General features: G+C 37.3%; 18 protein-coding genes, 1 tRNA gene and 1 other RNA gene. 12 read left to right on the top strand and 8 right to left on the bottom strand.

Annotated elements, in window-relative coordinates; genetic code table 11:
• Positions 1–4: 4 nt before the first annotated feature.
• Entirely contained in the window at positions 5–1,252 is a 1,248-nt protein-coding gene (gene fabF / locus PRO_RS08705) for a beta-ketoacyl-ACP synthase II (protein ID WP_011125918.1), read from the bottom strand.
• Between the two features lie 7 nt (positions 1,253–1,259).
• Entirely contained in the window at positions 1,260–1,502 is a 243-nt protein-coding gene (gene acpP, locus PRO_RS08700) for an acyl carrier protein (protein ID WP_011125917.1), read from the bottom strand.
• Between the two features lie 134 nt (positions 1,503–1,636).
• Between acpP and psaC the strand changes: the two genes are divergently transcribed.
• Both psaC and glmS read left to right on the top strand, forming a co-directional pair.
• On the top strand, positions 1,637–1,882 hold the full coding sequence (gene psaC, locus PRO_RS08695) for a photosystem I iron-sulfur center protein PsaC (protein ID WP_011125916.1): 246 nt from the start codon (positions 1,637–1,639) through the stop codon (positions 1,880–1,882).
• Between the two features lie 79 nt (positions 1,883–1,961).
• On the top strand, positions 1,962–3,866 hold the full coding sequence (glmS, locus tag PRO_RS08690) for a glutamine--fructose-6-phosphate transaminase (isomerizing) (protein ID WP_011125915.1): 1,905 nt from the start codon (positions 1,962–1,964) through the stop codon (positions 3,864–3,866).
• Positions 3,867–3,889: 23 nt separating this feature from the next.
• Here the strand turns inward: glmS and PRO_RS08685 are convergent, their stop codons facing one another.
• Together PRO_RS08685 and rimM are read right to left on the bottom strand one after the other, a co-directional pair.
• Positions 3,890–5,326 (bottom strand): mannose-1-phosphate guanylyltransferase/mannose-6-phosphate isomerase, encoded by a 1,437-nt coding sequence (locus PRO_RS08685; RefSeq protein WP_011125914.1) that lies wholly within the window; start codon positions 5,324–5,326, stop codon positions 3,890–3,892.
• A gap of 48 nt (positions 5,327–5,374) precedes the next feature.
• A complete protein-coding gene (gene rimM, locus PRO_RS08680; protein WP_011125913.1) occupies positions 5,375–5,905 on the bottom strand; it encodes a ribosome maturation factor RimM in 531 nt (176 codons plus the stop codon).
• A gap of 47 nt (positions 5,906–5,952) precedes the next feature.
• Here rimM and PRO_RS08675 point away from each other — a divergent pair, with 47 nt between their 5' ends.
• Positions 5,953–6,138: an NAD(P)H dehydrogenase subunit NdhS gene (locus tag PRO_RS08675; RefSeq protein WP_011125912.1), complete on the top strand. Its 186-nt coding sequence runs from the start codon at positions 5,953–5,955 to the stop codon at positions 6,136–6,138.
• On the opposite strand, the gene rnc is transcribed toward PRO_RS08675, so the two are convergent.
• Positions 6,135–6,884, bottom strand: coding sequence for a ribonuclease III (rnc, locus tag PRO_RS08670; protein ID WP_011125911.1), 750 nt, complete (start codon positions 6,882–6,884; stop codon positions 6,135–6,137). The genes PRO_RS08675 and rnc overlap by 4 nt on opposite strands.
• A 45-nt stretch (positions 6,885–6,929) precedes the next feature.
• Positions 6,930–7,318, bottom strand: an RNA gene (gene rnpB, locus PRO_RS08665) — RNase P RNA component class A.
• 39 nt (positions 7,319–7,357) lie between these two features.
• Here rnpB and PRO_RS08660 point away from each other — a divergent pair.
• From PRO_RS08660 to PRO_RS08650, 3 genes are all read left to right on the top strand, one after another.
• Positions 7,358–7,431, top strand: a tRNA-Arg gene (locus tag PRO_RS08660).
• 90 nt (positions 7,432–7,521) lie between these two features.
• Positions 7,522–7,818, top strand: coding sequence for a hypothetical protein (locus tag PRO_RS08655; protein WP_011125910.1), 297 nt, complete (start codon positions 7,522–7,524; stop codon positions 7,816–7,818).
• Positions 7,819–7,888: 70 nt separating this feature from the next.
• Entirely contained in the window at positions 7,889–8,347 is a 459-nt protein-coding gene (locus PRO_RS08650) for a hypothetical protein (protein WP_011125909.1), read from the top strand.
• Positions 8,348–8,354: 7 nt separating this feature from the next.
• Here the strand turns inward: PRO_RS08650 and PRO_RS08645 are convergent, their stop codons facing one another.
• Positions 8,355–10,877, bottom strand: coding sequence for a glycogen/starch/alpha-glucan phosphorylase (locus PRO_RS08645; RefSeq protein WP_011125908.1), 2,523 nt, complete (start codon positions 10,875–10,877; stop codon positions 8,355–8,357).
• 164 nt (positions 10,878–11,041) lie between these two features.
• Between PRO_RS08645 and PRO_RS08640 the strand changes: the two genes are divergently transcribed.
• The 6 genes from PRO_RS08640 to PRO_RS08615 all read left to right on the top strand — a co-directional run bounded on the left by PRO_RS08640 (position 11,042) and on the right by PRO_RS08615 (position 18,823).
• Entirely contained in the window at positions 11,042–12,415 is a 1,374-nt protein-coding gene (locus PRO_RS08640; protein WP_011125907.1) for a cation:proton antiporter, read from the top strand.
• Between the two features lie 167 nt (positions 12,416–12,582).
• Positions 12,583–13,443 (top strand): alpha/beta fold hydrolase, encoded by an 861-nt coding sequence (locus PRO_RS08635; RefSeq protein WP_052039744.1) that lies wholly within the window; start codon positions 12,583–12,585, stop codon positions 13,441–13,443.
• Between the two features lie 16 nt (positions 13,444–13,459).
• On the top strand, positions 13,460–14,317 hold the full coding sequence (locus PRO_RS08630; RefSeq protein ID WP_011125905.1) for a galactose mutarotase: 858 nt from the start codon (positions 13,460–13,462) through the stop codon (positions 14,315–14,317).
• A 122-nt stretch (positions 14,318–14,439) separates the two neighbouring features.
• Positions 14,440–16,140 (top strand): D-lactate dehydrogenase, encoded by a 1,701-nt coding sequence (gene dld / locus PRO_RS08625; RefSeq protein WP_011125904.1) that lies wholly within the window; start codon positions 14,440–14,442, stop codon positions 16,138–16,140.
• Between the two features lie 117 nt (positions 16,141–16,257).
• A complete protein-coding gene (locus tag PRO_RS08620) occupies positions 16,258–17,430 on the top strand; it encodes an alpha-hydroxy acid oxidase (RefSeq protein WP_011125903.1) in 1,173 nt (390 codons plus the stop codon).
• 37 nt (positions 17,431–17,467) lie between these two features.
• Positions 17,468–18,823, top strand: a complete 1,356-nt coding sequence (locus PRO_RS08615; RefSeq protein ID WP_338107185.1) for a four-carbon acid sugar kinase family protein — start codon at positions 17,468–17,470, stop codon at positions 18,821–18,823.
• Positions 18,824–18,843: 20 nt separating this feature from the next.
• On the opposite strand, the gene PRO_RS08610 is transcribed toward PRO_RS08615, so the two are convergent.
• On the bottom strand, positions 18,844–20,268 hold the full coding sequence (locus PRO_RS08610) for an NADP-dependent isocitrate dehydrogenase (RefSeq protein WP_011125901.1): 1,425 nt from the start codon (positions 20,266–20,268) through the stop codon (positions 18,844–18,846).
• Positions 20,269–20,419: the final 151 nt, after the last annotated feature.

The raw sequence follows: 20,419 nt of genomic DNA, 5'->3' as shown, positions 1-20,419 counted from the left end.
TTGTTTAGTTGATTTTTCGGAAAGCCAGGCACACATTATGCCCTCCGAAGCCAAACGAATTAGAAAGCACAACATTTAATTTGCTTTCTCGAGCAGTGTTAGGCACATAATCCAGATCACAGTCAGGATCTGGTTTGGAATAATTGATTGTTGGTGGGATTACCCCGTGTTTAATAGAAAGTACACATGCTACGGCTTCAATGCCCCCAGATCCTCCAAGAAGATGACCTGTCATCGATTTTGTTGAACTAATTGGGATTTGTCTAGCCCTTTCTCCAAGTGCGTTTTTTATCGCAGAAGTTTCATTTTTGTCATTTGCGGCTGTGCTTGTTCCATGGGCATTAATGTAATCAATTTCTTCAATATTGATTTTTCCATCTTGAATGGTTTCTTTAATAGCTTCTGCTCCTCCTATTCCGCCAGGAGATGGGGCAGTTATGTGATGAGCATCACATGTAGTGCCATAACCAATTAACTCTGCGTAAATTTGGGCATTACGTTCTTTTGCATGGTCAAAAGTTTCAAGAATTAAGACACCTGACCCTTCTCCTATAACAAAACCATCTCGATCTGCATCAAATGGTCTGCTTGCTGAAGATGGATCATCATTGCGAAATGAGAGAGCCTTGGCACTTGAGAACCCTGCTACTCCAAGGGGAGTAATACTTGCTTCTGCTCCTCCACAAATCATTGCATCTGCTTTTCCTAATTGCAGCAGCCTAAAAGAATCTCCTATAGCGTTTGATCCTGCAGCACATGCTGTTGCTACTGCTGAACTAGGGCCTTTTGCACCAAGAGCAATAGCCGTAAGTCCTGTAGCCATATTGGGAATCATCATTGGGACTGTAAATGGACTAACTCTTCCAGGCCCTTTGTTATTTAGAACCTGAGCTTGAGTTTCCATTGTTAGTAAGCCCCCCACTCCAGAACCAATGATGACACCTATTCTTGAGGCATTGGCATCATCAATAATTAAGCCTGAGTCTGCAATTGCTTCTTTTGCAGCAATAACTCCAAATTTGGAGAAACGGTCCCATCTTTTGGACTCTTTTGGCTCTAGTAACCCAGTAGGGTCAAAATTTGATACTTCTGCAGCGAACCTACAGGCATGTTGGGATGCATCAAATAGGGAGATTGGTCCGACCCCATTAAGGCCAGATTTCAATCCAGAGAGATAATCTGCGACGGTATTGCCAATAGGCGTAATAGCGCCGAGACCAGTAATGACAACTCGATGGAGTTTCTCCATCATTAGATCCTCAAGACTGCTTGTCTTCTATGTACTTAACGGCATCTCCAACAGTGGTTATGCCTTCCGCAGCCTCGTCAGGAATTTCGATATCGAAGGCTTCTTCTAATGCCATAACAAGCTCAACAGTGTCGAGTGAGTCTGCTCCGAGGTCATTTTGGAAGTTCGAATCAGGTTTGATTTCGCTTGCTTCAACACTGAGTTGTTCAGCAACGATTGAACGAACTTTTTCGAGAATTGCTTCCTGAGACATAATTCTGGATATTTGTTCTTATCCTACGAGCTCATGGTCGCGAGTTAACAAGAGTGAAGCCAGATGCATTAATCTCTTTATGTTGAACCAAATTGAGTAAAGTTTTTTACAAGCAACGTTATCTATAGGGCTTTATGTCCCACTCAGTAAAGATCTACGACACATGCATTGGCTGCACTCAATGTGTAAGGGCTTGTCCTCTTGATGTACTAGAGATGGTTCCATGGGATGGCTGTAAGGCAGGTCAGATTGCCTCATCACCTCGAACAGAGGATTGTGTGGGTTGTAAAAGATGTGAAACTGCTTGTCCCACTGATTTTCTAAGCGTCAGGGTCTATTTAGGAGACGAAACTACTCGCAGCATGGGCTTGGCTTACTAAGCTTTTTAGATAGAATCCATACTTGGGTTAGTTTCTTTGTACCCTAAATATCTATGGATTTAAGTTCATACTTTTATATATGTGTGGAATAGTAGCTTTAGTTGGCTCTCGTGAAGCGTCGCCGATTCTTTTAGAAGGGCTGAAAAAACTTGAATATAGAGGTTATGATTCTGCTGGTTTAGCAACTGTCAATACTTCAAAAGGGAGTCACAAATCTTTTATTACTTGTAAAAAAGCAAAAGGTAAACTAATTAATCTTTTGAATTTAGTAGAACAAGATGGTGCTCCGGGTCATATAGGAATAGGTCATACTCGTTGGGCAACTCATGGAAAGCCATTAGAACAGAATGCACACCCTCATATGGATTCAGTAGGGGAAGTAGCTGTAGTTCAAAATGGAATTATTGAGAATTACACTTTATTGAAAAAGAAATTAGAGGATAGGGGGATTTCATTCTCTTCGGATACAGATACAGAGGTCATTCCACATTTAATTTCTGAAGAAATTAAAAGATTAAAAAAAGATGGACATGAAACGAATGATCAGCTTTTTCTATTAGCTGTTCAAACAGTTTTAGATTATCTAGAAGGATCGTATGCGCTTGCGGTTATTTGGACTGCAACTCCGGATGCTTTGATTGTTGCAAAGAGCAAAGCCCCTCTATTAATAGGTTTTGGGGAAGGGGAGTTTCTATGTGCAAGTGATACGCCTGCTTTTGCAGGATTCACGAGAGCAGTTTTATCTTTAGAAGATCAAGAATTGGCTCTATTAACCCCTTTAGGTGTTGAAATCTATAATTCTTCAGGAGAACGACAATATAGGTCGCCTTCATTTATTAATGGATATGAAAGTGATATAGAAAAAGGTAACTTCAGACATTTCATGCTCAAAGAGATTTTTGAGCAGCCTGCAACTGCGGATCTATGGATTTCAAGATATCTGCCTGATGACCTGCCGGTTGAAGCACCTGTTGCTCTCCCATTTGATAATTCCTTTTTTGACCCAATTGAAGAAATACAGATTTTGGCTTGTGGCACTAGTCGTCATGCAGCAATGGTAGGGGCTTATCTTCTGGAACAATTTGCTGGAATTCCTACTACGGTTTTTTTTGCTAGTGAATTTCGTTATGCAGCGCCTCCTTTAGCTCCAAATACTTTGACTATTGGTGTGACACAGTCTGGAGAGACAGCAGACACTCTTTCCGCTTTAGCAATGGAACATGAAAGACGCTCTGCTTGTAATGATATTGCGTTTGCTTCCAGACAATTGGGTGTGACCAATATGGTGGAAAGTTCCTTGGCACGACAAGTGTCTAATATTCTTGATATAGGAGCGGGATTAGAAGTTGGTGTTGCAGCTACAAAAACTTTTCTAGGCCAATTATTAACTTTTTATGGTTTAGCAATAATGTTTGCAGCTAGAAGAAAAGCACGTTCTGCAAATGAAATATTAGATTTATGTAATCAATTGCGGTCCTTACCTAAGCAATTAAGAAATCTTATAGAAACGCATAATGAGCTAACAGAAAAACTCTCGCACCAATTCTCTGAGACTAAAGATGTCATATTTTTAGGCAGAGGAATCAATTATCCAATAGCCCTGGAAGCAGCATTAAAGCTTAAGGAAATTAGTTATATACATGCAGAAGGATATCCTGCTGGTGAAATGAAACACGGTCCAATTGCCTTATTAGATAAGAAAGTTGCAGTAGTATCAATAGCCACTAAAGGTATTGTTTTTGAAAAAGCTTTAAGCAATGCGCAAGAAGCTAAAGCTAGGGATGCATGCTTGATTGGTATAGGACCTAAAGTTCCAGAAACTGATATTTTTGATCACTTATTACCAATCCCACAAGTCAGTGAATGGATTAGTCCCTTGTTAACAATAATTCCTATGCAATTATTGAGTTATCACATTGCAGCTCATAGAGGTTTGGATGTTGATCAACCAAGAAATCTAGCTAAAAGTGTTACTGTAGAATAAAAGATATTTTTATAAGATATAAATTAATTTTTACGTCCATAATTATCATCAATTCTCACGATATCGTCTTCTCCAATATATGCACCACTTTGCACTTCTATTAATTCCAAGGGTATTTTACCTGGATTAGTCAGTCTATGCTTACATCCTAGAGGTATATAAGTACTTTGATTCTCTTCTAATAATTGTTTTTCTCCATCACGCTCTACTAAGGCAGTACCTTTGACGACTACCCAATGTTCGGAACGATGGTGATGCATTTGTAATGAAAGACTAGCCCCTGATTTGACCTCAATTTTTTTTACTTGCCATCTTTTACCTTGGACTATGGAAGTGTAATGACCCCAAGGCCTATAAATCTTTGTATGTGCTTTTGCTTCAGCACTTTTATTGTTTTTTAGTGTTGCAACTATTGATTTTACTTTTTGAGATTGTTGGCGATCTGCAACAAGAACTGCATCATCAGTTTCTACAACAATTAAATCTTTCACACCAAGTCCAACTACTAAACGCTTTTCACTCCGTAAGTAACAATTTTTACTATCTTCTAAAATTACTTTTCCTTTAAGGACATTACCATTTTTGTCTTTTGTGGATGTCTCCCAAAGTGATTGCCAACTGCCTATGTCATTCCATCCCGCATTTAGTTGAAGTACAGCACCTAAGTTCGTTTTTTCCATTACTGCTTTATCAATTGAGAGGCTAGGACATTTATGAAATGCTTGGACATTTAGTCTCAGAAAATCTAGATCTTTTGAATTATCTTTCAGTGCTTTTTTGCAATGACTAAGTATCTCAGGAGAGAACCGTTCAATTTCTTGAAGAATGACACTGGCTTTGAAAAGAAACATTCCACTATTCCATGTGAATCGACTGTCTTTAAGAAATTGTTCAGCAGTTTTGAGATCAGGCTTCTCTACAAATCTTTTAATAGGTAATGCTATTAATGATTTGTTATCATTTTCGGTTGCTTCTATATATCCATATCCAGTTTCGGGAGCAGTTGGATATATTCCAAAGGTTACAAGTTTTCCTGATTCTGCGGCTTGACGACCTTCATCGATTGCTTTTGTAAAATTCTCATTATTTGCAATTATATGGTCTGAAGATAGAACCAGAAGTAAAGGGTCTTCTCCTTTTTCTTGTGCCTTTAATGCAGCTATTGTGACTGCTGGTGCTGTATCTCTACCTACTGGTTCAAGGAAAATTGCTTGTGGTTGAACATTTATTTCTCTCATTTGTTCGGCAACTATAAAGCGATGTTTTTCATTGCAAATTAAATAAGGCTCTTGAAGCCCCCTAATGTTTTGGATGCGTTGATGAGTTTGTTGTAAAAGTGTCTTATTGCTATCGCCTGTAAGATCCCAAAATTGTTTTGGATAACTTTCTCGTGATAACGGCCAAAGCCTAGTACCTGAGCCGCCACAGAGTATTACTGGGATTAAAGAACTTTGTGTCACTTTTTGATCTCATTCATGAATTCTATTGTGCAAAACTTTAGTAATTGTTTAAAGATCAAATAGACCTGGGGGAGGACAAACCATTAACCAGCCTTCCTGAAGCTTGATTTCTGGAACAATTTCTTTCACAAAGGGAACTAAAACTTTTTTGCCTGATAATAATCTTACTTCTAATAGGTCATTACCAGCACTAGTTAAATTAGTAACTTCTCCTATTTCTCTATGATCATTTTTCAATCTGACCTTTAATCCAAGAAGATCTAGGAGATGGAATTCTCCTGGAGCAAGAGTCGGTCTATGAGATGAATCAATTAATAATTTTTTTCCTACTAGCGCTTTTGCTTTTTCTCTATCATCTATTCCTTGAAACTCAACAACATAAATTGATTTACCAGGAATCTGTCTTCCAGAATTTAATTGGATTTTTTGAGGTTCTTCATTATCGTATTGCAACCATCTATCACCTGATTTGATAAATCGTTCTGGAAAATCACTACTTGGATTAATTCTTACCTTGCCACTCAAGCCTTGAGGAGCAACGATTTTTCCAATGGTTAACCAAATAATCTTTTTACACATGATTTATTTTGAATAGAATTAAAATAAATAGTGATTTCATTTAAATTTTGAATAATTCAGAAGGCATTATCTTGCCTGGATCTTCAGTCAAGGTTAATAACCCTAGTTCCATTTACAATGGATATAAAGGTTTTGTTCAGCGTATTGCGGAAAATAAAGCAGCTGTGCTTTTTGAAGGTGGTAATTGGGATAAATTATTAACCATTCCTATCAATGAATTGGAATTGGTTTAGTTGGTCAACTTTTTCAGAGCTTCTTTTGCTGCTTCTTTTTGAGCTTTTTTTCGTGAGCTCCCCCAGCCTTCGCCTCTAAAATCATTTTGTATATGAACTGTGCAATAGAACCTCTTTAAATCACCATGTTGCTTTGAAATTTCCTTGATTGTGTAGATAGGTTTGTTTAATCCCTGACCCTGACTCCACTCTTGAAGTGCTGACTTCTCATTTTGTTTATGTGGATCTGCAAGTACCTCCTCGCTTTCAATATTCCAATATGGCTCCAGCCAATTTTGTATTGCATCTATGTTCCTTAAGCATTCGTACAAAGCTCCTATTAAAGCCTCAGTACCTTCTGCACATATAGTGTCAGTTGCAGCTTCATCTTTTAATGCTTTGTTGGCTATAAGCATTGTTGTTTTAATACCTATTTTGTAACCTACTTTTGCCAGCCATCTGTCACTGACTAATTGTGCTCTTAATGCAGACCTGTCTCCAACTGATAGTTTAGGGAAGTGTGATTGAATGTATTCAGAAGCAGCCAGCCGTAGAACCGCATCACCTTGAAATTCTAATCTTTCATGATTGATTGATAAGTTAAAAGATGTATGTGTTAGGGCTTCGTTAAGTATTTTTAAACAGTAATCTTCGTTTTTTTTGATTACTTCTATATCTGAAGAATGCAGGTTACTTTGCGTCAACAATCCATAGATTTCCTCAGCTCTTTCTTTTGAAACTATTGAAACTATGTCTTTTTTAGTCATATTGCATTATTAAATGCGTTTATTGATTGTTAGAATTAAATTTTGAAAGAAAGCAGGAAGTAAGCCGGGTTCTGTTCACTATCCAAAATTGGTTAGTGGGTGATCATCTATCTGGGACTGTTGTCTCCAACAGCCTCGAGCGGCTTTAAATAGGAAATAGGCAAAATGGTCATCCTAAAACCTTTGCCTTGCACCCAACCGGGGTTTACCAAGCCAGTACCTCTCGATACTGCTGGTGCGCTCTTACCGCACCTTTGCACCCTTGCCTGTGCTCTATGAGACATCGGCGGTGTGTTTCTGTGGCACTATCCTCACGGTCACCCGCACTGGGAGTTACCCAGCAAGTTGGACCATCTGGGAGCCCGGACTTTCCTCAACCGAGAGTTTATTGCGGAAACGCGATAAATCTCGATTGCGATCACCTCTCCTGCTTTCAGATTCCATAATGCCTTGCAGGAGGGAATCCTTCCAGTGGGGCTGTAGCTCAGTAGGATAGAGCGACGGTTTCCTAAACCGTAGGTCGTGGGTTCGAATCCCGCCAGCCCCGTAAATGCTAAAAATAGTTGCATAAGCTACATGTAGTGGGTGGCCAAAACCCACACTCTCTCGCTAGCGTGTGAATACGGAAAGAGGTTCGATGACACAGCTTCATGATTTACGACTTCGTCTCTTGGTGCAGCAAGAGAGTGAGCACATTGCAAAATCTCAACCAACTGATTTAGATCTTTCTGTTGTGCAAGCAAGATGTCTTTGCTGGCTTGCTCTTTTAGCAGAAGCCCACGAAGATCAAGCGACTGAAGCAGAATCGCGTGGTGATACAGAACAAGCTATGGGATGGTTTGCCGATTCAATGAGATTAAGAGATGTTATACAAGTCGTAACAAGTATTGAAGTACCTATCCCTGAAAGTTCCGAGGAATCAGATCAGGTTTAAAGATATTTCTAGATTTTTCGTTTCAAGGCCGTCAAGATGGCATGATGGTATTGAATCAATTTGGATAATGGTGCCCGAAGAGCCCTGCCAATGTCCTGACTGTCAAAGGTTCTATAGAGAACATGACCGTATGGTCAGAGAATTCCCAACTCTTCGTCAACAGCAAGAGTTAAATTGGGCATCACTTCAATCCTTTAGAACCTTGTCTGGAAGAGTATTAGAGGATTTACAGAAACAATATAATTCAAAACTTAATGAAGATGTTTCAGAAACATCTAATTTGATTCCTCTTGAAGAAAAGCCCGATGAAGCTATACAACAAGCTTTGTCTGATCTTGAAAATATTAATGCTCACCTTTTTTCAATTGAGGTGTTAATGGAGAAAGTTTTTGATGTCAAAGTTCCAGAAACTATTGAAGATAAATTTAGAGAACTGGCTGGTGAATTAGCTCCTGATCCATTAAATCCAGATCGCTTAAGATTGAACCGACTTCTTCACCAGACACCAGACTTGCCTGATAAAAGTTAAACTCTATTTAATTGATATCACAAGATATTTCTACATCTAATGGTTTAACTTTCCAGATTGATTTGCAATATTCTTTAATCGATCTATCTGAAGAGAAGAATCCAGATCTAGCAGTATTTAGAAGCGCCATACGATTCCATTTTTGAGGATTTTTCCAAACTTTATTTACTTCATCTTGTGCACGTAGATAGTCAGCAAAGTCTGCCATGACAAAAAATGGATCACTGCCAGTTAGGCTGTTTATTAATGGGAGGAATAACTCACTATCTCCATTACTGAAATGGCCTACTTCGACTAGTCTTAAAGCTTCAGATAATTCCTTACAATTGCTTATATAAGTTTTAGGGTCATATTGATTTTCTCTCAGCTCTACGATTTCACTCTCTGTTTTTCCAAATAAAAAGAAATTTTCTGATCCAACACGATCTCTAATTTCTATATTTGCTCCATCAAGTGTTCCAATAGTCAGCGCACCATTCATTGCGAATTTCATATTTCCAGTTCCAGATGCTTCTTTACCAGCCGTTGAAATTTGTTCTGATAAGTCAGTAGCTGAATAAACTTGCTCGCCAAGTTTTACATTGTAGTCAGGTAAGAAAACAACTCTCAGACGACCATCCATATCAGGATCTGCATTAACAACGTCAGCAATTCCATTAATGAATCGAATCATCAGTTTTGCCATGAAATAACCAGGCGCTGCTTTGCCTCCAAAGATTACAGTTCTTGGAGCAATGTCTTGATCTACTCCATTTTTAATTCGCAGATATTGGGCAATCACTTGTAGAGCATTTAAATGTTGACGTTTATATTGATGGATTCGTTTAACTTGAACATCAAACAAGCTTGATGGATCAACTAAAACACCTGTTTGTCTATGAATATATCCAGCTAATTTTCTTTTCCCTGATAGTTTTGTTTTAGAAAACAATTCTAGGAATCCAGAATCATTTTCTTTTTGTTCAAGTTTTTTAAGTAATTCCATGTTGGTAATCCAATCTTTACCAACTTCTTTATCCAAAAGAGAAGACAGTTCAGGATTAGCAAGGCCAACCCATCTTCTAGGAGTTACGCCATTAGTAATGTTTGTAAATTTCTCTGGCCATAATTCAGCAAATTCAGGCATTAATTGTCTTTTAATTAGATCAGAATGTAAGGCAGCCACTCCATTTACATGATGTGCGCCAATTGTTGCTAAATGAGCCATTCGCACTGCTTTACAACCATCTTCATCAATTATTGAGAGTTTTCTTAAAATCAAATCATTACCTGGATAACGTAGGCGAACTTGTTGTAAGAATCTTTTATTGATTTCGTAAATTAAATCTAAGTGTCTTGGAAGGAGGCTACTAAATAAATCTAAATCCCATTTTTCTAATGCTTCTGGGAGAAGCGTGTGATTTGTATATGCAACTGAGCTTGTAGTGATGTGCCAAGCTTTTTCCCATTCAAAATGGTAATGGTCTATTAGTAGTCGCATTAATTCTGCAACTGCAATGGCTGGGTGCGTGTCATTGAGTTGGACTGTCCAATGCTCTGAAAAGTCTTCAACTTCAATTCCTCTTTTTTCTAAACTTCTCAACATGTCTTGCAGAGAACAGCTAACAAAAAAGTGTTGCTGCTTAAGTCTTAAACGTCTACCTTCATCAGTTCCGTCGTTTGGATAGAGCACTTTGGAAATTGTTTCCGAAGCCACTTTTTCTTCTACTGCGCCATAATAATCACCAATATTGAAAGCATAAAAGTCAAAACTTTCAGTTGCATCTGCCCTCCATAAACGTAGGCGATCACAATTGTTTACTCTATATCCAAGAATAGGAATGTCATGAGGAACCCCTATAGCATGTTCTGATGGAATCCAGCGCGAGCGATATTTCCCTTTCTCATCTACATAACTTTCTGTACGACCTCCAAATCCTACAAAGCATGATTCATCAGGCTGTGGTAATTCCCAGGGCCAACCTCCTTTGAGCCATTTATCTGTTACTTCAACTTGCCATCCATCTCTTATCAGTTGATTGAAAATACCAAATTCATAACGAATGCCATATCCAATTGCGGGAACTTGCAAGCTGGCAAGTGATTCCATGTAACAAGCTGCCAGTCTTCCTAAACCACCATTACCTAAGCCTGGTTCTTCTTCTACCTCAAGAATATGACTAAGCGATTCAATTCCAAATCTTCCTACTGCTTCTTCTGCTTCTTTTGTAATTCCTAGATTGAGTAAATTATTGTTTAATTGAGGTCCAATTAAGAATTCTGCAGACAAATAAGCTACTGTTTTCTGTGGCTTTGCACGTATTGCTTCTTGTGATGCAAGGTATCTAGTCATCAATCTATCTCTTACTGCATAGCTCAATGCCATATAAAGATCTCTGAGACTAGCTGTTGTAGCAAGTTTCCCAAGGCTAAAAAATAGATGCTCAGTCATTCCATCAAAGACTGCATCTGCATCAATGCCAGCTTTGATTGGATCTGCGTAACATCCAGGAGTAGGCAGACGCAGATCTTTAGGCTGAGAGCTGCTCATGGGTAGAGTTTTATATTGAAGGACGCTAGCCAAGCTTTTGGATTCAGATCTTGAGTAACTTCAGATCAACACCTGATTTCCTACAGTTCTTTTCTATGGTGAGTTCTTAAGAGACTGTCTATCGAGTAATTTAAGTTCTTAATAAAGGATTGAACAATTAAATCATGTTGTTTTCACCAGTAATTTCTGTTCTGAGCACTCACGATATAGAGGTTGCAGAAACATTAATCGGTGTAATTAGATTTCTTTTGATATTTGTTGCAGCAAGAACATTGGCTGAGATCTTAGTCAGATTGAGTTTGCCAACAATTGTTGGAGAGCTTTTGGCAGGTGTCTTAATAGGTGCTTCTGGCCTGCATTTGCTGATACCACCAAGTGCTCATGCTTCTTTAAATAATGGTTTGATCAATATAATTAGTTCTCTTGCCTCGATACCTAAAGAAGCAGTGCCAGATTTGTATTTTGAGACTTTTCCCTCTTTGCAAGCTGTTGCGACTCTGGGTCTATATGCATTGCTATTTCTAACAGGTTTAGAAAGTGAATTAGAAGAGCTTGTTGCAGTTGGCACCCAAGCCTTCACTGTTGCTATGGCAGGTGTGATATTGCCGTTTGCATTTGGAACATTGGGATTGATGTTTATTTTTCATGTCGATTTAATACCTGCAATATTTGCTGGTGCTTCTATGACAGCTACAAGTATTGGTATAACAGCAAGTGTTTTTGGAGAGCTTGGCTATCTAAAGACTCGTGAAGGACAGATAGTTATTGGAGCAGCTGTTCTTGATGACATTCTTGGAATTGTTATTCTTGCGGTTGTAGTAGCTTTGGCAACAGGTGGTTCATTAGAAATTGCCCCAATTGTGAAACTTGTTGTTGCAGCAACAGTTTTTGTAATAGCACCCATTGGCTTAAGCAGAACTGCAGCGCCAGCTTTTGATTGGTTGTTAGATAGGCTTAAGGCTCCAGGAGCGGTAGTAGTAGCTTCTTTTGTGATTTTGGTTCTTAGTTGTTTTGTAGCTACAGCAATTGGTCTTGAAGCTGCTTTGGGTGCATTTGCTGCTGGCTTGATTCTGAGTAGCTCAAAAAATAATCATGCAATTCAGCAATCTGTTCTACCTCTCGTATCTTTATTCGCAACAATTTTCTTTGTTTTAGTTGGTGCTGGAATGGATCTCTCGGTAATCAACCCTTTAGACCCAGCGAGTCGCTCAGCTTTGATTGTTGCAGGATTCCTTTTGATAGTTGCAATTATTGGAAAGATTGCAGCTGGTTGGTCTTTTGTAATTGATAAGCCAACTAATAGATTAGTTGTTGGTTTAGGAATGATGCCTCGAGGCGAAGTGGGATTGATTTTTCTAGGTCTTGGTACTAGTGCAGGATTACTTACACCTTCCTTAGAAGCTGCAATTCTTTTGATGGTTATAGGAACAACTTTTCTTGCTCCTGTGCTACTTAGAATTGTTCTTAAAGATAAAAAGCCTGGAGGAGGGAATGCAATACCTGATGATATTGCTGCGGATCCTGTAGGTTTGCTTTGAATTCCTTAATGCATTATCTAAATCAATAGAAGCATTTAGAAGCATTTAGCTTGCTTCTCTCATGTCCTATCTGGTGCACAAATTAAGTAGTATTTTAATCCAGTTATTTCCATTAAATTGTTGTGACTTCTGTTCAAGCTCAAGAGAAAAATAATTTATGGACTTATATGGGACATTCTGTTTATTGCTGTAGCAATTCACCAGATTTATCAAGAGAAGCTTTAATTAAATCTCCAGCAGTGCTCTTGATTCATGGCTTTGGGGCTTCTACTGATCATTGGAGACATAATCTTCCAGTAATTAGTACCTTTTGCGAAGTGCATGCGATTGATTTACTTGGATTTGGCAGAAGTTCTAAACCTGCAGGATTGGAATATGGAGGACCTTTGTGGAAAGACCAAGTTAGTGCTTATGTAAAAGAAAAGATTGGTCGACCTACTGTCTTAGTGGGAAATTCTTTAGGTGGATATGCAGCTTTAGCTGCAGGCTGTGCCTTAGGAGATGAAGCTGCAGGTGTTGTTTTGTTGAATGCTGCAGGCAGATTTAGTGAAGAGAAAGTCACTGTTAAAGGATTTTGGTCTACTGCTAGAAAAACATTTGCAGACATTTTTTTAAAAAATGCCCTTTTCCAAAGAATACTTTTTGAAAACCTTAGACAACCTTCAACTATTCGAAGGACATTGAATCAGGTTTATATCGATAGTAGTAATGTTGACGATGATCTTGTCGAGTCGATTCGAAGACCATCTCTTGATAAAGGAGCCTTTGGTGTTTTTAGAAGTGTATTCGAACCTGCTGGCCCTCAAGGAAGGCCTTTAGATGAATTATTTGCTCAATTAAGTTCTCCTCTGCTTCTGGTTTGGGGTAATCAAGATCCTTGGATGAATGCTCCAAGTAAAAGAGCAATGTATTCTCGATTCACTCCTGCTTCCACAAAAGAAGTCATATTGGACGCAGGTCATTGTCCTCACGATGAAGTGCCAGAGAAGGTGAACACAGCACTTTTAGAGTGGTTGAAAACTCTTTAAAGAGAATTGTCGTAAAATGTCTGTACAATTAACAGAAAGAAATGAGCCTTATTCTCATTGGGAATACTCTGATGAGAACAATCAATGCCGCTTAAGAATAGTCCCTGAAAGAGGAGGCTTGATCACAGAATGGCTTTCCAATGGAAGGGAAGTTTTATATTTTGATCTAGATCGTTTTCAACAAACAGTTAAGAGTGTAAGAGGAGGTATGCCCATTTTATTTCCTATTTGTGGGGATTTGCCTAGAAGTATTTTGCGGTTGCCTCAGGGTGAGTTTTCGCTTAATCAACATGGCTTTGCTAGAGATGCAATTTGGGAAATTAATTTGCTGAATGATCACAAAGGCTTTTCCTTGACCATGAATGATTCTCCACAAACCATTGCGTCATATCCATATTTTTTTTCACTTGCGATTGAGGTAAGGCCTTCTAAAAATACTTTGGAAATCAAGAGTATTGTTCATAACCGAGGTGAAGAGAATATGCCCTTTAGTTTTGGTATCCACCCTTATTTTAAAGTAACAGATTTGACAGAAGTATCGATAGCAGGATTGCCTGATATTTGTTTTAATCATCTGCAAAAAGAAGAATCTCTGACATCTAAACAAATAGAAAAACTATCAGAAGGAGTTGATTTTCTTAGCAATGGAAAAGGACCTTTTTACTTAAAAGATTTATTAACAGGGACAACTATAGAAATGAAATATCTTTACCCTTTTAATAATGTAGTTGTTTGGACTGATCCACCTAGAAATATGGTTTGCCTGGAACCCTGGACTAGTCCAAGAAACTCTTTAAATAGTGGTGAACAAACATTATTTCTTAATCCAAGAGAATATAAAGAATTGATTTGCACTTTTTTAGTTTCACAATAAATTGCATGAATGTATTAATTTTTTCATTTAGATTGTTTATTTTACTTCAAATAATTAATAGAGATTTATTTATCTAGTGATGATTATTTTTATCATGATCAAAATTAGCATTTGATTTCAATATGAATAATACTTCTCAATCAGATTTTAATAGTAAAATAATTTCTATTGCTGGCAGAAAAAATATTTTACTTGATAAGAATAAAACCCTATTTTATAGCACTGGGATAAGAGTTGGAGGCGGAGTTGTTGCTATGGTTGTTTTCCCTAATGATTTATTTCAACTTTGGCAGGTTTTGGAAGAATGTATTCGGCATGAAAAAATTATTATTATGCAAGCTGCTAATACTGGTTTAACAGGAGGTTCCACACCAGATGGAAATAATTATGATCGAGAGATAGTTATAATAAACTGTCTTCATATTAAACAATTAATTTTAATTAATTCTGCTTCTCAAGTAATCGCATTGCCAGGTACTACTTTATATGATCTAGAAGAAAAATTATTGCCATTTCGTCGAGGACCGCATTCAGTAATTGGATCCTCCTGCATTGGCGCATCAGTTATTGGTGGAGTATGCAATAATTCAGGAGGAAATTTGGTTAATCGAGGACCTGCTTATACCGAGCTTTCGCTTTATGCAAGATTAAATGAGTTAGGAAAGTTAGAATTAGTGAATCATTTAGGCATAAATCTAGGTAAATCTCCCAGATCAATTTTTACAAATTTACAGGCTATTAATTTTAATATTCAGAACGTTCCTGATACAGAATCTTTAGCATCTGATAAGGAATACCAATTTCGTGTAAGAGATATTAATGCCAGTTCACCAGCTAGATTTAATTCAGATTCAAGACGCCTGTTTGAATCAAGTGGATGTGCAGGAAAAATCGCTGTTTTTGCTGTAAGACTTGACACTTTTCCACTTCCTGAAAGAGAAAAAGTTTTCTTTGTTGGTACAAATAATGCCGAACATTTGACGCATTTAAGAGAGAAAATATTGACAAATATGAATTCTTTGCCTGACATGGGAGAATATATGCACTTTAGTTACTTTGATGGATCTGCTAAGTATTGTAAAGACACTTTTTTGTTTCTAAAATATTTTGGAACTAAGTATTTACCTAAACTTTTAGAAGCCAAACGATATATAGATCAGTTAACAGGACAAGTAACTTTTCTACCAGAAAATATTTCAGATAGATTGATGCAATTTATAGCAGATATTCTTCCTAACCACCTGCCAATAAGGCTACTATCTTTCCGCAAGAAATTTAATTATTATATGTTGCTCTTGGCTAGTAATAACTCTATTGAAGAAATGAAACTATTATTAGATATTGAAACAGAAAAAAGTGAAGATTTTGAATATATAGAATGTACAGAGAGTGAAGGCAAAGATGCATTATTGCATAGATATGTTGCAGGAGCAGCTCCTGCTAGATATAAAATACTTAATCCGGACTTAGCAGGAGATCTACTACCTTTAGATATTGCATTTCCACGTAACTTTAAAGATTGGGATCAATTATTACCTCAGGATATTCTTAATGAAATGTCAGATTCATTTGAGATGGCGCATTTTCTTTGCATGGTATTCCACTTAGATTTTGTCGTTAAAAAAGGAGTCGATTCAAAATTATTAAAAGAAAAAATACTGAAATTCTTGGATTCAATAAATGCAAAATATCCTGCCGAACATAATGTTGGTCATTTATATAAGGCTGAAAAATCATTAGAAGTTTTTTATAGAGAACTTGATCCTACTAATACTTTTAACTCAGGTATAGGCAAAATGTCTAAGAGAAAAAATTACCAATAAGTTGAATAAAAATTGTAGTAATTACACTTATTACTCAAATTATTCACTTAATCGATTTCTTTTTCTTTACTGCCACGTTATATCTTAGAATATTTTTTATACATCATAGCTTTTGATATGGGCGCTAATGTTTCATCACCGGCAGTTGTAAATATTAGCGATCTACGCTTATTGGCGGAGAAAAGGCTTCCTAGAATGGTTTTTGACTATATAGATAGTGGTGCTGATAGAGAGCAAACCTTATCTCAAAATTGCGCAGCATTTAATGAAATATTTTTTCGTCCAAGATGTGCTGTTGCAACACCAACTTGCAATTTAACTACTTCAGTTCTTGATCAAGAGTTTCAGCTTCCCTTTATGCTTGCGCCGGTAGGTAGCAGTCGTTTGTTTTACCCAAAAGGAGAAGTTGTAGCAGCTAGAGAAGCAGGGAAGGCAGGAACAGGTTATACACTATCCACTTTGTCTGGTTGCAGATTAGAAGATGTGAAGGAAGCAACTAACTCTCCTGCGTGGTATCAGTTGTATTTGCTTGGTGGCCGTGATGTCGCCTTGAAAACAATTCAGCGAGCGAAGTTGGCAGGCTTTTCCGCAATAGTTGTGACGATTGATACCCCTGTTTCAGGATTAAGAGAACGTGATTTGCTTAATGGGACTAAAGAGTTGCTTTCTAGAAATCCAATCAAAATGCTTCCTTATCTTTCTCAAATGGTTGTTAAACCCTGCTGGATGACTCAGTGGTTGGGGGATGGTGGCTTAATGAGCTTTCCAAATGTTGAACTTGAAGATGGGCCCATGGGCTATACCGAAATTGGCCCTGCCTTAGAGGCATCCGTTGTGACTTGGGAAGATCTCAAATGGATTAGAGAAGCTTGGGGTGGCAAGATTGTTGTTAAAGGTGTTCATATTGGAGATGATGCTCGTAAGGCCCTTGCTTTAGGCGTTGATGCAATTGTTGTATCTAATCATGGAGCACGCCAATTAGATAGCGTTGCTCCCACTATTCGTGTTTTACCTGAGGTTGTAAAAGCTGTAAATGGGAAAATAGATGTTTTGTTAGATGGAGGTATTAGACGTGGGGGCGATGTTATTAAAGCCTTATGTCTTGGAGCTAAGGGAGTGTTGATTGGTAGGGCATATGCTTATGGGTTAGCCGCTGCTGGCGGGCCAGGTGTTGCGAGGGCAATTGAAATTATTAAAACTGATGTTTTACGTACGATGAAATTATTAGGGTGCGATTCAGTAAAAAGTTTAAATAATTCTTTTATAACTATTCCTGAAAGTTGGAAATAGATTGGCTTTGCCTCATTGAGAGCGAGCTTATAGTTTGATGATTAAGATTGTTGTGTTTGACGATGATCCCACTGGCTCGCAGACTGTTTACGGATGTCCTTTATTGCTTCGTTGGGATAAAGAAATGGTGAGAAAAGGTCTTCAAGATTCTTCGCCATTGCTTTTTTTATTAACTAATACGAGATCGTTATCTCCTGAGATGGCAGAGGAAAGACTCAGAGAGATTTGCAAAGTGCTTAAACAGGTAATCAAAGAGAATGCTTTAAGATATAAAGATATTTTTTTTATAAGTAGGGGAGACTCAACGTTAAGAGGGCATGGATATTTAGAACCAAAAGTCATACATGAAGAACTTGGCCCTTTCGATGCAACTTTTCATGTACCAGCATTTATTGAAGGTGGCAGAACTACTCTTAATGGGATTCATCTTTTAAATGGAATCCCTGTTCACAAAACAATTTTTGCTAAAGATAAGATTTTTGGATATAAGACAAGTAACTTAGCTTTTTGGTTAGAAGATAAAAGCAAAGGTAAAATAAATTCTAAAGATGTTAAATCTATTTCACTCGAAAAATTAAAACGAGCAAATAATAACAAAATAGAAATGAAGAATTTCATTAATTCATTATCTAAATTTTCAGGAAATGATTCTGTTATTGTAGATGCAGAAACTTCAGCTGATTTATCTTCATTTGCATATGCAATTAAAGATTTGCATTATAAAAAAAATTTTCTTTTCCGCTCTGCAGCAAGTTTAATTAATGCTTTATCTGGAATCACTTCTGACTCTAATAGTATTAAAGATTTTTCTTCTTTAAGATTAAAAGATGAATCTGGCACCCCTCGGCCTGGTTTAGTCGTCATTGGCTCTCATGTGAAACTAGCAGATGATCAATTAGAAGTTTTATTAGCAGAGAAATGTTTTGATGGAGTTCAGTTGCCTGTAAAAAAAATCTCTAGAATTTTAAGTGGATCCTTGCGAGATACTTTACTTCCTGATTTGGAGAATATTTGGTTTAAACAATTGACTAATATAATGAAAAGAGGTAAAACCCCAGTTTTATATACTAGTAGAGGAGAGCTCTTATTGGAATCTAATTTAGAAAGAATAAATTTCGGAATTGCTCTTTCAGAATTAATTAGTCGCTTAGTTTCTAAAATTTCGAATAAGTTGGGTTATGTAATAAGTAAAGGCGGAATTACTACGCATACACTTCTTGAGAAAGGCTTGAATTTGAAATCTGTTAATTTAAAAGGACAAGTTGTACCAGGAGTATCTGTTGTATGCCCTGATGAACCATATAAAGTACGATTACCGATTATTACTTTTCCTGGCAACTTAGGTGATCAGAAAAGTCTTTTAAATGTTTGGAAGATTATGGAGAATCAGTAATTAGGTTAATTAAGCTAGTTTTAGAATCGTTCAATTACCGCATTTGCAAATTCACTACAACTTAATGGAGATTGAGGAGGTTCCATTAACCTGGCAAGGTCATAAGTGACTTGTTTATCGTAAATTGATTGACTCAAACCTTTTGTAATTAAGTCAGCAGCTTCTTGCCAACCTATATATTCCAGCATCATTACGCCGCTTAAAATCACTGAACCTGGATTAATTCTATCGAGTCCAGCATGCTTTGGAGCAGTGCCATGTGTGGCTTCAAAAATCGCAGCTCGATCACCAATATTTGCACCGGGAGCCATTCCTAATCCTCCAACAATTGCAGCAGCGGCATCTGATATGTAGTCCCCATTCAAATTTAATGTTGCTAATATGGAATATTCTTGAGGTCTGGTTTGTATTTGTTGGAATATACTGTCTGCAATCCTATCGTCAACTAAAACCATTTTTTTCCATTTGTTATTTCCATGTGTTTTATGAATATTATTAATTACAAGTTGAACCTCATTGCAAATAATATCTTTTTTTTCTTTTGTTAATGATTCATAACCAGGGTCAATCAACTTTGCATTATTTTCAATACTTAATCTAGGATTTTGCTCTAGATTGGAAAGTATCCAGCTTTCCCTTTCAGTTATACATTCATTACGAAATTCATTAGTTGCTAATTCATATCCCCAATCTCGAAATGAGCCTTCAGTAAATTTCATAATATTTCCTTTATGTACTAGCGTTACATGACGTTTATTGCCATTCAGTTTCAAAGCATGTTGTATAGCTCTTCGAATATGTCGTTGGCTACCATCTTTACTAACGGGCTTGATTCCAATACCTGATCCTTGAGGAATAATTCGATTTTTAAGAGACGGACTAGCAGGAATTACATCATTGTTTAGATGCTCTATAAGCTTTATGCCAATTGGATCATTTGACTCCCATTCAATACCAATATATATATCTTCAGTATTCTCGCGATAAACAATTACATCTAGGTTTTCAGGATGTTTATGAGGACTTGGTGTACCTTGATAATAACGGCATGGTCGTACACAACTATATAGATCAAATTTTTGCCTAAGAGCAACATTTAAAGATCTAATGCCTCCCCCAATTGGTGTTGTTAAGGGCCCTTTAATTGCCACTCCATACTCTCGAATTGCCTCTATGGTGTCCTTAGGTAGATATTGGTAAGTGCCATATAAATCACAAGCTTCATCGCCTGCATATATTTTGAACCATTCTATTTTTCTATCAATCCCATAGGCTTTTTCTATGGCTTGATCAATTACCTTTTGTGTTGCGGGCCAGATGTCTACCCCTGTTCCATCTCCTCTTATATAAGGAATGATGGGATTTGCGGGCACTATAGGCAATCCATTATTGAATTTAATTTTTTCTCCTGTGGTTGGTGGAGAGAGCTTCTCATAATGAACCATTTAAATTGCTAACTCTCTAGGGTGTTTCTTGAGAATATGACTTTTTGGAACCTCTTGGACTAAATCCGCATTTCACAACGCACATTTAACACTTTTGATTTAAACGTGCATTTAGGCCATTTGCGTGGCATTGTCAAAGCTAATTAGAGAG

The sequence above is a fragment of the Prochlorococcus marinus subsp. marinus str. CCMP1375 genome, from assembly GCF_000007925.1.
GTDB classification, from domain to species: domain Bacteria; phylum Cyanobacteriota; class Cyanobacteriia; order PCC-6307; family Cyanobiaceae; genus Prochlorococcus_E; species Prochlorococcus_E marinus.
This window is presented reverse-complemented; position numbering and strand designations above follow the sequence as displayed.

Bases quoted from the DNA above. Each gene is read 5' to 3' on its own strand.
- fabF (WP_011125918.1), bottom strand. From the start codon at position 1,252: ATGATGGAGAAACTCCATCGAGTTGTCATTACTGGTCTCGGCGCTATT.
- acpP (WP_011125917.1), bottom strand. From the start codon at position 1,502: ATGTCTCAGGAAGCAATTCTCGAAAAAGTTCGTTCAATCGTTGCTGAA.
- psaC (WP_011125916.1), top strand. From the start codon at position 1,637: ATGTCCCACTCAGTAAAGATCTACGACACATGCATTGGCTGCACTCAA.
- glmS (WP_011125915.1), top strand. From the start codon at position 1,962: ATGTGTGGAATAGTAGCTTTAGTTGGCTCTCGTGAAGCGTCGCCGATT.
- rimM (WP_011125913.1), bottom strand. From the start codon at position 5,905: ATGTGTAAAAAGATTATTTGGTTAACCATTGGAAAAATCGTTGCTCCT.
- rnc (WP_011125911.1), bottom strand. From the start codon at position 6,884: ATGACTAAAAAAGACATAGTTTCAATAGTTTCAAAAGAAAGAGCTGAG.
- PRO_RS08655 (WP_011125910.1), top strand. From the start codon at position 7,522: ATGACACAGCTTCATGATTTACGACTTCGTCTCTTGGTGCAGCAAGAG.
- PRO_RS08645 (WP_011125908.1), bottom strand. From the start codon at position 10,877: ATGAGCAGCTCTCAGCCTAAAGATCTGCGTCTGCCTACTCCTGGATGT.
- PRO_RS08640 (WP_011125907.1), top strand. From the start codon at position 11,042: ATGTTGTTTTCACCAGTAATTTCTGTTCTGAGCACTCACGATATAGAG.
- PRO_RS08635 (WP_052039744.1), top strand. From the start codon at position 12,583: ATGGGACATTCTGTTTATTGCTGTAGCAATTCACCAGATTTATCAAGA.
- PRO_RS08630 (WP_011125905.1), top strand. From the start codon at position 13,460: ATGTCTGTACAATTAACAGAAAGAAATGAGCCTTATTCTCATTGGGAA.
- dld (WP_011125904.1), top strand. From the start codon at position 14,440: ATGAATAATACTTCTCAATCAGATTTTAATAGTAAAATAATTTCTATT.
- PRO_RS08620 (WP_011125903.1), top strand. From the start codon at position 16,258: ATGGGCGCTAATGTTTCATCACCGGCAGTTGTAAATATTAGCGATCTA.
- PRO_RS08615 (WP_338107185.1), top strand. From the start codon at position 17,468: ATGATTAAGATTGTTGTGTTTGACGATGATCCCACTGGCTCGCAGACT.
- PRO_RS08610 (WP_011125901.1), bottom strand. From the start codon at position 20,268: ATGGTTCATTATGAGAAGCTCTCTCCACCAACCACAGGAGAAAAAATT.